The organism is Pyrinomonas sp., from assembly GCF_040289685.1.
In the GTDB taxonomy this organism is placed as follows: domain Bacteria; phylum Acidobacteriota; class Blastocatellia; order Pyrinomonadales; family Pyrinomonadaceae; genus Pyrinomonas.
Map to the genome: position 1 here is coordinate 1 of NZ_PSLQ01000082.1, position 13,441 is coordinate 13,441.

A 13,441-nucleotide genomic window follows, 5' to 3' on the forward strand; every position below is an offset into this window, starting at 1 on the left:
GCCACGACCCCCGCCGGGTAGTGTAGTGGTACGCGGCCCCCGTGTGCCCAAGAAATATTTCAAGGGTTTTCAAGGAACGAGGTGTCAAAGTCGAGTTGAAGGCCATATTATCCGGTCAATGTTAAGAGGGCGATCCCGAATTGAATTTAGCTGCGAAACATTAAGAACCTAAGAGACTATCCATAACCCTACACGTTTTCTCTAACATCTGGTCGCACATGCAAAATGTAATTGTGAAGGATAGTTGCTCGCCTTCTTCCCCGCCGAATCAAGAGCCGCCGAAAGCGATTGCCCCACGAGTGCGCCTTATCCATATCTTTTTGAAGACACCGGCACAGCGCCAGCGCCGAAAGTATCGATCGCATGCCACGTCTTGCGCAGTGGCGCCATTCCATTGGCAGCCTGTGCGCAGCACATAGAGAATACCGGCATGACCTAGGGGATTAGCTGGCAGACGGCCAACGACGTTGTGCCGTTTCATACTGCGCCCATGCAGGTATGATTTCGTTTGAGGCGAGAGCGATTCGATGCGTTCTCAAAAGCTGGGCGTCACCCGTAGCCATTGGACCTCGTTTGGTCCTGCAAGATCGCAGTTCTCGGCTACGGAAGTCCTCTCGAAGCGACCTCGGCAGCAAGCCGCGTGGAGCGTCGATTTCGATCCGCAGCTTTTCTTCTACGCGCGACTTTCAAGGAACTTTCATGCTGTTGGGTCAGATGATCTGACCAGCGCCATCTTTTACAGTGTCGCTCTCCATTCCTCACGAAAACCAATGATGTAGAGCTGTTTCTGCGATGCGTCGTGAGCGCGCCGGGCTTTTTCGCCGCGGTGATGCAACCAAGCTCTTGGACGCAAGTGAGAGCAGTGGATCGAACAGGTCGGTCAACGCCGTGCAGTGCGAGGTGTTGGGTCAGCATGCCGACGCCAGTGTCGTAGATCGAGCGAGTCAGCCAACGGCGTGCAGAGGATTTCGGGTTCGAGCGGGGACATTGTGCAACCGAAGCGTAATCAAAGTTCACATGCGCGTGTGAGCTTTGATCACGCTTCGCTCGTCCTCATTCTTGCGTGGACGTTGATTTTTAACTTCTTCGACGAGGTGGCATAGAGTTTGTTGCTGATGGCAAGCGTCGAGCAATCAGCTCGAATCGATTTTCGAGGAGGAGAAGATGATTCTTTCGAAGAGCAAATACGCGATCGCCTTTCTGATCGTCTTCGGTTTTGGCGTGCTGCTCGCTTGGGGCGCACAGCGCTTGTGGCAACAGGCGACGACCACGCAAGGGCAGATCGTCGCTTTCATTCTCGATCCGGCGGGGCGCGTCGAGGGCGTTGCGCTGGACAACGGCGATCAGGTTCGTTTCGGCGCCCAGACGGGCGAATTCGTCTCATCGCGCGTCAAGGTCGGTGACCGCTTGACGGCGACCGGACGGGCCGGAACCAGATCCGGTTATGGACGCGAAGTTCGCGCTACGACCTTGCAAGTCGCCGATCAGAGGGTGGAGATCGTTCCTTCTGGACCACAGCGACCTAAAGGGCCAAAACATGGACCGGTGCCCCCGCCAGTTCCCGGCGCGGGGATGATATTGCCTGAAGGGAGCGCGCTTGAAGAGAAAGCGACGGCTCAAGGCACGATCAAGCTCGTGCTCGTTGATGGACACGGGCAGGCGCGTGGGTTGATCCTGAGCGATGGAACGCAAGTAGCATTGCCGCGCGCTGTCGCCGATGCTGGGGTAACGCTCGATGCGCAGACGCCTGTTATTGTCGAGGGGCGGGCGATGAAGAGCGATTTCGGCGTGCGCGTTGAACCTGCGCGGTTGACGATCGGTCAGCGGACCTTTAGTTTCGATCGGTAGCGGGATTCATAACGGCCTTTGGCGACTTTGTTCAATGGCTTGGAAATTCAACCGCATGAGTCTGCGAACGAAACTGCTCGTCCTGACGGCAGTTTCGTTCATTTCATCGTCGATCGCGTTCGCCTCAGCGTGGCGTGCGCTGCAAACGAGTTATCTTTTCGCCGTACGACAGGTCGAGCAATCGGTTGCGCAAGCGGCGCGCGAGATCGCGCGCGAAGCGACAGGCGGCGAAAAACCGCGTCCTGCAGGGCGCCCGCTGCCGCCGCACGAAAGGGAGATCCGCGCGCGTTTCGCTGACGAGCCGACGCGCGCCGTCGCGCGTGCGCTACATCGAATGCCGGAGACGAGCGGCGGTTTGTGTCGTGCGGAAGGCGCGTTGCTGACGGCCGTCTCTGCTGACACGAAGAGCGCGGCCCTTTCACCGCGCGAAAGGCAGGCGAGCGATTGGGCTTGCCGTCAGGCGGTTGCGTCGCAAGGCTTGCAAGTAGCGGAAGCTGAGTTCGGAGGCGAAAGGTTTGCCGTCGCCTTTCAACCGCTCGCAGAGGATGAAGAGAGAACTTCGTCGGCGGCAGGCGTCTTCGCCTTTCGGCCTCTTCCGCGCGCGAGTCTTTTTGCTGATCCGACGAGCTTGTTGATGCAAGCGGTTTCGTTGGTTCTTGCCGCCGGGCTGGCGCTCTTTTCTTTCTCGACTTGGCGTGAGTGGCAGTGCGGCATGCGTCGGTTGGAGCAAGGTTTGGACGAGATCGCGCGCGATCTCGGAGCGCGCATCGAGCCGCCGACATCGGCGGAGCTGGGCGCGGTCAGTCGGGCGATCAACAAGCTCGCCGCCGATCTTGAAGCCAAACGGCGGCGCGAAGCCGAGTTGGAACGTTCGCTTGCCCGAAGCGAACGGCTCGCTTCCTTGGGAAGAGTCGCCGCAGGCATTGCGCACGAGGTGCGCAACCCGTTGGCTTCAATGAAACTCAAGGTTCAGTTGGCGAGTCGCGGCGAGTTCGCTCGCGACAAGCTTGAGCGCACCTTCGTCGTGCTGCTCGAAGAGATCGAGCGGCTCGACGCGCTGGTCCAGAAACTTTTGGATCTCAGCCGTCCGCCTTGCCTCGAACTGAGCCGCTGCGCGATCAGCTCGTTGGCGTCGGAACGCCTCGCGCTCATCGCTGACCGTTGCGCTCGCGGCGGCGTCGAAGTCGTCATTGAAAGGGCGCCCGAAGCCGAAACGGTGATCGAAGCCGACAGCGCAAAGTTGGCGCAAGCGCTCGACAACTTGCTTTTGAACGGGCTCGAAGCGATGGCCGAAGGCGGTGTGCTGCGCGTGAGCGTCGTGGCCGATAGCAAGCATGTGCGCGTTGCCGTCGCCGATACCGGACCGGGAATCGCGCCGGAAGCGCGCGAGAAGATCTTCGAGCCGTTCTTCACCACGAAAGAGAAGGGAACGGGATTAGGACTGGCGATCACGCGCGAGATCGTCGAAGCGCACGGCGGACGGATCTTCTTGGATGAAGCGGGAGGATCAACGGCTTTCGTCATCGAACTGCCGAAGCCTCCTCGGTCGGATTGAATCGAAAGGGTGAGACGGGCGACTGGACCTACGCCTCATCCATGGGGGCGAGCTTCGGTCTTAGCGGGCGTTTTCGCCCGGTCGGTCTCGGCATGCGGTTGCTCGTTCGGGCGAGCGATGGACTCGGCGCACGCTTTCTCAAAGGCTTGATGAGCGACTAGTTTTACACACTCAACGAGAAGACGAGCGATGAGCCAAACTATGAGGTCGCTGACGGGCGGTCTTGCAACATGTTGTGCGATGGCACTCGGAGTGCCGACATCCGGTCGGTGGGTTGCCGACGAGCGTCTTGCAACGTATTGTGCGATGGGCTATCAGTAAGCCCATCGGTGAGTGGGAGGTTGGACGATGAGCGGAAGGATCCTCATCGTGGATGATGAAAAGAATCTGCGCGAATCGTTGGCCGAGTTTGTGGAGGCGGAAGGGTATAGGGCTGCGCAAGCAGCCGACGGTGCGGAAGCGTTGCGCAAGATCGGCGAAGATGATTTCGCGTGCATTCTCCTCGATCTGCGTATGCCGCGCGTGGATGGATTGCGCGTGCTCGCCAAGATCCGCGAAGAGGAGCTGACCGATGCGCCGGTGATCGTCGTCAGCGCATTTGGCGAAAGCGATCGGACGATCGAAGCGATGCGTCTTGGGGCGTTTGATTTTCTCGTCAAACCGCTCGACATCGAAGAGATCGGGCGCGTGTTGCGACGCGCCGTGCGACAAAGCGAGGCGAATCGGCAGAGTCGCAGTCGCGAGCGGGCGAGCGGCGCAGCGGATGAGTGCGCCCCGAAGTTGGTCGGTACGAGCCAACGTATGCGTGAGGTCTTCAAGCAGATCGGGCGCGTGGCGGCCACCGATGCTACCGTTTTGATCACGGGCGAATCGGGCACAGGCAAGGAGGTGGTCGCGCGCGCCATTCACGCTCATTCGGCACGGGCTGATCAGCCATTCGTCGCGGTCAACTGCGGCGCACTGCCCGATACGTTGATCGAAGCGGAGCTGTTCGGTCACGAACGCGGGGCGTTCACTGGCGCGGTCGCTACAAGGCGCGGACGGTTTGAAGCGGCGCAAGGCGGAACGCTCTTTCTCGACGAGATCGGCGAAATGCCGCCGAACGCGCAGGTTCGGTTGCTGCGCGTCTTGCAGGAACGAAAGGTAGAGCGCGTCGGCAGCACGACGCCGATCACCATAGACGTGCGCGTGATCGCGGCTACGCATCGCAACCTGCGCGTGGAGATCGAGGCCGGACGTTTTCGCGAGGACCTTTTCTATCGGCTGAACGTTTGCGAGATACAACTGCCGCCATTGCGCGAGCGGCTCGCAGACGTGCCGCAACTGGCTGAACTCTTTCTCGACCGCGCCGTGCGCAAGAACCGCCTGCCGAACAAAACTCTCTCCGACGATGCGCTGCGCGCGTTGATGAACATGGATTTTCCGGGCAACGTCCGTGAACTGGAGAACCTCATCGAGCGCGCCGCAGTTGCAAGCGGCATGGCGCCAGTCATCTTGCCGGAGCATCTCGCCGAGCGGAAAGAGGCCGCGTCTGCCGAGACGCTCGACAGCCTTCTGTGCCTTCCCTTCAAAGAGGCCATCGCCGCTTTGGAGAAGTTTTTGATCGAACGCGCGCTGCGCGAATCAGCCGGCAACCGTTCCGAAGCGGCGCGTCGCCTCGGGATCAGTCGGCGCTTGCTTTACGACAAGCTCGCCGAACATGGGATCGCGCCTGAACGTTGACTCAAGCTCGGTAGGGGCCGAACGCTTTCGCCGCGTCGCCTCCGGCGACAGCTCGGTCCAGCGCACGACGAATCGAGGCTCGGTACGCAAGGCGCGCTTTCGCGCTGATCTTCGCCGCGGTCGGCCTTGAATCGAAGTTTACAAGGGCTTGAAAGCGAAGGCGTGAGCGCGAGAGCCTTTCGACGCAAGGCATCGGCGCCATGACTTTTGCAGGTAGACCTTGAGCGGCAAAGCGTGGAATAATGGCGTCACTCTGCGAGAACGAAAAAGCCGGATCGCTCTGGCAGCGTCTTCGCTGCCGAGCGACGGGTGGCGAAGGATCGAGGCCCGTTGGCACATGCGTCAGGGAACAGCGGTTCAGTCGAAGTTCTATCTAGTCGAAGTTCTATCTGAACGCGAGCGCCGAAGCTCTGTCGGCGTCGGAACGAAGTCCGATCAACATCGCGCTCGATCTCCTGTGCCATGCATATCGGAGAAGAAGCGAAGAAGCTTTGCCACGGAAGTCCGATCAAGGTCGCGCTGGTGAGGCCCAAGGGACGAGACCGTTGTCGGTCGAGTTCGCCAAGTGCGGGCTTTCTGCCCGAAGAGGCATGTCCGGGCCCAAGAGACGAAGTAGTTGTCGGACGAAGTTCGCCTCCCGTTCGTTCTCCAGACGCGGCGCGCCAAGGGAGGCGCACGACTTGCTGAGCGATTCGAGCGTCGGCGTTGAATTTCATCGCAACGTTTTGTTCGGAGGAAAGAGATGAACCCGCGAATTCAAGTGATCGGCGAACGCACCGCGGCTGACGAGCAGGTTTTCACAGCCGAGGCGCTCGAGTTTTTGGTGGAACTACATCGTCGGTTCAATCCGACGCGCTTGGAGTTATTGCGCCTGCGCGCCGAGCGACAGGCTCGTTTGATAGCTGGCGAGCGACCAGATTTTCTCGCGGAGACGGCTGAGATCCGGCGTGCGGAGTGGAAGGTTGCGCCCATTCCGGATGACCTACAGGATCGACGCGTGGAGATCACCGGTCCGGTCGAACGCAAGATGATGATCAACGCGCTCAATTCGGGCGCGCGCATCTTCATGGCCGACTTCGAAGACGCTCTGTCGCCAACGTGGGAGAACATCGTTTACGGGCAACAGAACTTGATCGAAGCTGTGCGCCGGACCATTCAGTTCACCAGTCCCGAAGGGCGGCTGTACAAACTCAACGACAAAACGGCGACGCTCGTCGTGCGCCCGCGCGGATGGCACTTGGTCGAAAAGCACATCGTCGTCGATGGGCAATACATCTCGGCGAGCTTGGCCGATTTCGGCCTCTACTTCTTCCACAACGCGCGCGAACTTTTGGCGCGCGGCACTGGGCCCTATTTCTACCTGCCGAAGCTCGAAAGCCACCGCGAAGCGCGGCTGTGGAACGAAGTCTTCGATTTCGCCGAGGACCGTTTCGGTCTGGCGCGCGGGACGATCAAAGCGACCGTCCTGATTGAAACCATTCTCGCCGCTTTCGAGATGGACGAGATCCTCTACGAACTACGCGAGCATGCGGCCGGATTGAACGCCGGGCGATGGGATTACATCTTCAGCGTGATCAAAAAGAACCGACATCGCACGGATCTGATCCTGCCCGACCGCGCGCAAGTGACCATGACCGTGCCCTTCATGCGCGCCTATACGGAACTGCTGGTCCGGACGTGCCATCGGCGCGGCGCGCACGCCATCGGCGGCATGGCCGCTTTCATTCCGAGTCGGCGCGATCCGGAAGTGAACGCAACGGCGCTCGCCCGCGTGCGCGAAGACAAAGAGCGCGAAGCGGGCGATGGCTTCGATGGGACGTGGGTGGCCCATCCCGATCTCGTGCCGGTGGCGACCGAAGTTTTCGACCGCGTGCTCGGCGACCGTCCACATCAAAAGGATCGTCTGCGTGAAGAGGTTGAGGTAACGGCGGATGATCTGTTGCGGTTCGAGGTCCCCGGCGGTTCGATCACCGAAGCGGGCGTGCGCAACAACATCAGCGTCGCTTTGCAGTACTTGGCCGCGTGGCTGCAAGGCACGGGGGCGGTGGCGATCTTCAACCTGATGGAGGATGCGGCGACGGCTGAGATCGCGCGCGCGCAACTGTGGCAGTGGGTGCATCGACGCGCGCACATCGGTCCGGTCGGCAGCGCCCACGGCCCGGCGATCACGCCGGAGCTCTACGTGCGCTTGCGGGACGAGGAGTTGGGCAAGCTGGAGGCTGAGCGCTACGGCGAGGCTGCGGCGATCCTCGACCGCTTGGTGCTCGAAGCCGATTTCATAGAGTTTCTGACGCTTCCGGCGTACAATCATCTGCGGTGATCGACGCACGCATTGCGGAAGAGTTTCGGCGAATTGTCGGCGCAGACGGCATGATCACTGGTGCCGAGCAGTTGCGCACGTACGAGTGCGATGGCTTGACCAACTTTCGCGTCGTGCCGCAAGCCGTGCTGCTGCCGACATCCGCCGCGCAGGTTCAGCAGATCGTGCGCTTGTGCGCGCGCGAACGCATCCCGTTTGTCGCGCGCGGCTCGGGAACGGGGCTAAGCGGCGGCGCGTTGCCGCACGAACGAGGCGTCGTCATCAGCTTGACGCGCATGAGCCGCATTCTTGAAGTCGACATCCCGAACGCGCGCGTGGTGGTCGAGCCGGGCGTGATCAACGCGCAGGTGAGCGACCGGGTCGCCCCACATGGCTACTTCTACGCCCCCGATCCCTCATCGCAATCGGTCTGCACCATCGGCGGCAACGTCGCTGAGAACGCCGGCGGCGCACACTGTTTGAAGTACGGGTTTACGGTGACGCACGTCCTAGCGCTCGAGGTTGTGCTGCCCGATGGTTCGCTGGTCCACCTCGGAGCGGACGCACCGGACCCAGTCGGTTACGATCTGGTTGGTGTCTTCACGGGCGCGGAAGGGACGCTCGGCATCGCCACCAAGATCACGCTCCGCATCACGAAACGACCCGAAGCGGTGGAGACGTTGCTCGCCGCCTTCGCCACCACGGATGAGGCCGGACAGGCCGTCTCCGAGATCATCGCCGCGGGGATTCTCCCTGCTGCCATCGAAATGATGGACGCGCTGGCGATCGAAGCGGCTGAAGCGGCCGTGCATGCGGGCTACCCGCGATGCGGCGGCTTGTTGTTGGTCGAACTCGACGGCGTGAGCGAGGAGGTCGCCGAGCTGATGCCGGAAGTTGAACGCATCTGTCGGCAGTGCGGCGCGCAGCAGGTGCGTCGCGCCCGATCGGAAAGCGAGCGCGCATTGCTCTGGAAAGGGCGCAAGGCAGCCTTTGCCGCGATGGGGCGCATCTCGCCCAACTACATCGTGCAAGATGGCGTCATCCCGCGCACGGCGCTGCCGGCGGTATTGCGTGAGATCGAACGCTTGGGGCGCGCGGCGGGCCTGCGCGTCGCCAACGTCTTTCACGCGGGCGATGGCAACCTGCATCCGCTCGTCCTCTACGATCGCAAAATTCCGGGCGAGGAAGAGCGAGCTGAACGTCTAGCGTTCGACATCTTGCGGTTGTGCGTCGCGATGGGCGGTTCGATCACGGGCGAGCACGGCGTCGGGCGGGAGAAGATGGAAGCGATGAACGTCATGTTCGCCGAACCTGACCTTGAGACCATGCAGCTCGTTCGCTGCGCGTTCGATCCGGACCGGTTGAGCAACCCCGACAAGATCTTCCCGCGCCCGCGTCTGTGCGCCGAACGGACCGGTCCGTATGAACCGCATCCGCTCGAACGCGCTGGTCTCGCCGAGTTCTTCTAACGAGCCGGAAATCCGGCTTGAAACCGGCGACGCGCTAGGGAGCGCGACTACAAGCGGTCAAAGCCGTGGATTCTGACTTGGACCAGCAAACGGGCGTGCGCGGTATGGCGAAACAACGCGCGCCATTCACATAAAATGGATTCTGACTTGGACCAACAGACGGGCTTGCGCGTGTTGCCGACGGGTCCGCGCGACGCGGTCGATGGACTTGTACCGCGCGCCGTCGTCGAACCGGAGGATGTCGAGGGCACAGCGCGCTTTCTCGCTTGGGCCAGTCGTCACGGTCGGCGCGTCGTGGTGCGCGGTGGCGGCACCAAGCTTCACTGGGGCAACCGGCCCGGAGCCGTTGATCTGATTCTTTCCACCGTGCGTCTCGAGCGACTCATCGAGCATGCATGGGCCGACATGACGGCGACCGTGGAGGCGGGTTGCACGGTGGCTGCGTTGCAACGCCGACTTGCCGAGCGCGGTCAACGTCTCGCGCTCGATCCGCTCTTTGCCGATCGGGCGACCGTGGGCGGCGTTATCGCCACCAACGACAGCGGCGCGCTCCGGTTGCGTTACGGATCGGTGCGCGACCACTTGCTCGGCGTGCGCCTCGTGCTTGCCGACGGCACCATCGCGCGCAGCGGCGGCAAGGTCGTCAAAAACGTCGCCGGTTACGATCTACCGAAGTTGATGACGGGCGCGCTCGGCACGCTCGGCGTCATCGTCGAAGCGACCTTTCGCCTCTACCCGCTGCCGTCCGCGACACGCACGCTCTCGCTTGCGCTCGATTCTTTGCCGCGCGCCAACGAACTGGCGCTCGCCATCCTCGATTCGACGTTGGCACCCGCGAGCGTGCAGATTCGCGCCGATTCGGGTTCATCGGGCGCTCTGCTCGACGTGCGGTTCGAAGGTCCACCCGCCGCTGTGGGAGCGCAAATGGAGCGCGTGCGTGTGCTAGGCCGGTCGGCGACCGTTGCTGGCGAAGATGATGGCGTGTGGCGTGCGCGCGAGGAGCAATGGGACGAAGCGAACGCTTTGGTTTGCAAGCTGAGCGTGCTACGTTCGCGTTTGGCCGACGCGATTGAGTGCGCGGCGCGCGTTGCCGAACGGCACGAAACGCGCTGGCATGCCGTGGCGCAAGCCTTCGGCTTGATCACGTTGGCCTTCGGTCACGCGACAGCGGCGTTGATCGCGGAGTTGCGCGCGGCGCTCGCTCCAACGGGCGCATCATGCGTCGTGCTTCGCGCGCCGCTAGAAGTCAAAAAGCAGGTGGACGTGTGGGGCAGTGCAGGCGATGCGTCCTTTCTGATGCGCCGCCTCCGCGAGCAGTTCGATCCGCAGCGGACGCTCAATCCCGGGAGGTTCGTCGGCGGGATCTAGCATCGAAGCGTGATCCTCGCGCGATGACAGGGCGCCGTGCGAAGTTCGGCTTCGAGCAAGCGAGCGTTTGCTTACGGGCGCGCTCTCCTTTAGGGGGCGACCGCGTGACGCGCGGCGAAGAGCGCGTTCGTGAGCGTTCACAGCGGCTAAACCGCCGTTTCCCGATGACGATGAACGAAGAGATCAACGGCGAAAACCGTGTGGCGTGCGGCATCTTCGATGCGCAGGGTGCGCCGCCCATGGAACTGATCGATGAGTGCGTCCATTGCGGGTTCTGCTTGCCAGCCTGCCCGACCTATCAGCTCTGGGGCGAAGAGATGGACAGCCCGCGCGGGCGCATCTATCTGATGAAGCTCGGATGCGAAGGGCACGCGTGTTGGTCCAGCGCTTACGTCGCCCACTTTGATCGGTGCCTAGGTTGCATGGCGTGCATCACGGCTTGCCCGTCGGGCGTGCGCTATGATCGGTTGATCGAAGCGACGCGCGCTCAGATCGAACGCCACTACCGAAGAACGCTTTCGGACAGACTCTTCCGCCGACTGCTCTTCGAAACTTTCCCGTATCCGCGCCGCTTGCGTTGGCTGGCCGTGCCGCTCTGGTTCTATCGCGCTTCCGGACTGCGCGCGCTGTTGCGCGCCAGCGGGCTGATGGGTCTGCTGCCTGCGCGGCTGCGCGCCATGGAAGAGCTGCTTCCGCCCCTGCGGTTTGGCGATGCTTTCGCACGTACTGCGGAGGTCGTGCCAGCACTGGGTCAACGACGCGCGCGCGTCGGCCTCCTTCTCGGTTGCGTGCAGCGGATCTTCTTCAGCGAAACGAATCGGGCGACGGCGCGCGTGCTGGCGGCGGAAGGGTGCGAGGTGGTGGCGCCCGTCGAACAGGGCTGTTGCGGTGCGTTGCTCGTGCACGCCGGAAGGGAGAGGGAAGCGCGCGCCTTCGCGCGTCGCCTGATCGATCTTTTCGAGCGCGCCGCGGTGGATGCCATCATCGTCAATGCTGCTGGCTGCGGTTCCAACGTCAAAGAGTACGCTTGGCTTTTGCGCGACGATCCGGAATACGCCAACCGGGCGCAACGTTTTGCCGCTAAATGTCGTGACCTATCTGAATTTCTCGTCGAACTCGGACCGCGCGCCACGCGCCATGCGCTCCCTTTGCGCGTCGCCTATCACGACGCCTGCCATCTGCGTCACGCGCAGGGCATCGCGGACGCGCCGCGCGCGCTGCTTGCGCAGATACCGGAGCTGGAGTTGGCGGAGATCCCCGAAGGCACTGTCTGTTGCGGATCAGCGGGCATCTACAACCTCGTCGAGCCGCACACGGCTCAGAGACTCGGCGAACGCAAAGCGCGCAACGTGCTTGCGACCGGCGCGCAAATTGTGGTTGCGAGCAATCCGGGTTGCATCCTTCAAATCGGGAGCAGTTTGCAAGCGCTGGGCCAGCGTTTGCCGGTGGTCCACTTAGCGGACGTGCTGGACGCTTCCTTGCGAAAAGATGGGGGGCTTTTCAGAGAGCGCGCATGTTGACGGCGCGGCTTGTCCGTCATTCGCCCCTTACGGGCTCGTAGCGGGCGTGATGGCCGTCGGTTCGCGGGCGGCGAATTTCGATCGCGCGCTGCGTTCTCGAAGGTGCGAGCGCGTTGCGAACGATCGTGCCGCTGTGCGCGATCTATCTTGCGAAAGGAGAGCGGTCTTCGTGAAGGTCGAAACCATCGATCATGGATTCAGCGGTCTCGCGCACGTCATCGCCAGCTATTTGGTGCCGACCGAAGTCGGTCCGGTGCTGATCGAAGCTGGCCCAGCGTCGAGCTACGCGAACTTGGTCGCAGCGATTCGCGCGTTGGGTTACGCGCCTGAGGATGTACGCCACCTTTTCGTCACGCATATTCACCTCGATCATGCGGGCGGCGCTTGGCGGTTCGCTGAAAGCGGAGCGACTATCTACGTCCATCCGCGCGGTGCGCCGCATCTTGCCGACCCGACCAAGCTGCTCGCCTCGGCGGCGCGCATCTATGGTGAGCAGATGGAGAATTTATGGGGCGAGGTGCGCCCCATCGCCGCCGAACGTATAAAGGTTCTGGACGACGGCCAAGATGTGCATCTCGGACGGACGCGCGTTCGTGCTATCTCTACGCCTGGCCACGCTTCGCATCACCACGTCTACGTCATCGATGGTCTGCTCTTTGCTGGCGACATCGCCGGCATACGCATTGGACGCGGGCCGGTGTTACCACCGACGCCGCCGCCCGATATCGATCTTGAAGCGTGGCGCGCTTCGCTTCAGCGCGTGCGCGAGCTTGCGCCTGACGCCCTCTACCTGACACATTTCGGACGCGCCGATGACGTGCGCGATCATCTGGACCGGCTCGAATCGAAGCTTGACGCTTGGGCCAGTTGGACGCTCGGTGCCCTGCGCGCAGGTAAAGACGACGAAAAGCTGGTCGCCGATTTCGTGCGCTACTGGCAGGAAGAGCTGCGCGCGTGTGGGCTCGACGAAGAGCGCATACGCGAGTATGAACTCGCCGATCCGCCGTGGATGAACTTGCAAGGGCTGGTCCGCTACTGGCGCAAGCATCACCCAGAGGCGTTCAACCTTTCGTCCACATAAGTCCGGTAGGTAGACCTACCTTCGGCGAGCAACCTAGCAGCGGTGTCAGCTTGCTTGCAGCAAGCGATGAGAAAGCGGGGCATGCTGTTCGGCGAACAATCCAGCAGCCGTGTCAACGCGGAAGCCTTGAGCGCCCCGCCTGATTTTCTGGTCTTCGGCGAACAACCCAGCATTTGACATGACCGAGTATTGGGGTCCAGGAAGGGTAAAGGCAACGGTCAGGAGAGGGCCGATTCAGCCTCGAAAGCACCGTGCCGTGCAGGCGAAATCAACTACCTAAGAGCTTTTACGTCGCGGCAGCCCGCTTTTACGCGAAATTGTGGACAACAAAATTAAGGCTGCACTAAATTCACAATACTTGATATAAATCTATTTGAGCTTAGTTGTTGAGAGGTTCTGCCATCATGCAAAAGTAGAGCGAACGAGTCAACAAGGAGTTGTCATGTTGAGGATCTGTCGCGTTGAAATCGAACGTTCACTTAAGTTCAACGTTCACTCAAGTTTTAGGTAAGAAAGCTCGAGAAGCGCAAGATCGCAAGTTGTATCACTATAACAGCTTGTATCAAGAACGCGAGTTGT

Annotated in this window: 10 protein-coding genes; 9 read left to right on the plus strand and 1 reads right to left on the minus strand. The window is 61.6% G+C overall.

The features are described 5' to 3' along the window. Nucleotides 1-268 precede the first annotated feature (268 nt). Nucleotides 269-481 carry a transposase gene (locus tag C4334_RS13430; RefSeq protein ID WP_352432602.1) on the minus strand — a complete coding sequence of 71 codons (213 nt, stop codon included), beginning with the start codon at nt 479-481 and terminating at the stop codon, nt 269-271. Nucleotides 482-1,164: 683 nt separating this feature from the next. On the opposite strand from C4334_RS13430, the gene C4334_RS13435 reads away from it, so the two are divergent. The 9 genes from C4334_RS13435 to C4334_RS13475 all read left to right on the plus strand — a co-directional run bounded on the left by C4334_RS13435 (nt 1,165) and on the right by C4334_RS13475 (nt 12,862). Next, nucleotides 1,165-1,848 (plus strand): hypothetical protein, encoded by a 684-nt coding sequence (locus C4334_RS13435; protein ID WP_352432603.1) that lies wholly within the window; start codon nt 1,165-1,167, stop codon nt 1,846-1,848. A 55-nt stretch (nt 1,849-1,903) separates the two neighbouring features. Continuing rightward, complete coding sequence (locus C4334_RS13440; RefSeq protein ID WP_352432604.1) at nt 1,904-3,403, plus strand: sensor histidine kinase; 1,500 nt, start codon at nt 1,904-1,906, stop codon at nt 3,401-3,403. Then, complete coding sequence (locus tag C4334_RS13445) at nt 3,400-3,564, plus strand: hypothetical protein (RefSeq protein WP_352432605.1); 165 nt, start codon at nt 3,400-3,402, stop codon at nt 3,562-3,564. Before C4334_RS13440 ends, C4334_RS13445 begins: the two co-directional genes overlap by 4 nt. Before the next feature lie 187 nt (nt 3,565-3,751). Further along, nucleotides 3,752-5,125, plus strand: a complete 1,374-nt coding sequence (locus C4334_RS13450) for a sigma-54-dependent transcriptional regulator (protein WP_352432606.1) — start codon at nt 3,752-3,754, stop codon at nt 5,123-5,125. Between the two features lie 742 nt (nt 5,126-5,867). Continuing rightward, nucleotides 5,868-7,445, plus strand: coding sequence for a malate synthase A (aceB, locus tag C4334_RS13455; protein WP_352432607.1), 1,578 nt, complete (start codon nt 5,868-5,870; stop codon nt 7,443-7,445). A gap of 50 nt (nt 7,446-7,495) precedes the next feature. Next, on the plus strand, nt 7,496-8,893 hold the full coding sequence (locus C4334_RS13460; RefSeq protein ID WP_352432610.1) for an FAD-linked oxidase C-terminal domain-containing protein: 1,398 nt from the start codon (nt 7,496-7,498) through the stop codon (nt 8,891-8,893). Nucleotides 8,894-9,028: 135 nt separating this feature from the next. Next, complete coding sequence (locus C4334_RS13465; RefSeq protein ID WP_352432608.1) at nt 9,029-10,261, plus strand: FAD-binding oxidoreductase; 1,233 nt, start codon at nt 9,029-9,031, stop codon at nt 10,259-10,261. A gap of 170 nt (nt 10,262-10,431) precedes the next feature. After that, on the plus strand, nt 10,432-11,781 hold the full coding sequence (locus tag C4334_RS13470; protein WP_502943448.1) for a (Fe-S)-binding protein: 1,350 nt from the start codon (nt 10,432-10,434) through the stop codon (nt 11,779-11,781). Between the two features lie 169 nt (nt 11,782-11,950). After that, a complete protein-coding gene (locus C4334_RS13475) occupies nt 11,951-12,862 on the plus strand; it encodes an MBL fold metallo-hydrolase (protein ID WP_352432609.1) in 912 nt (303 codons plus the stop codon). Nucleotides 12,863-13,441: the final 579 nt, after the last annotated feature.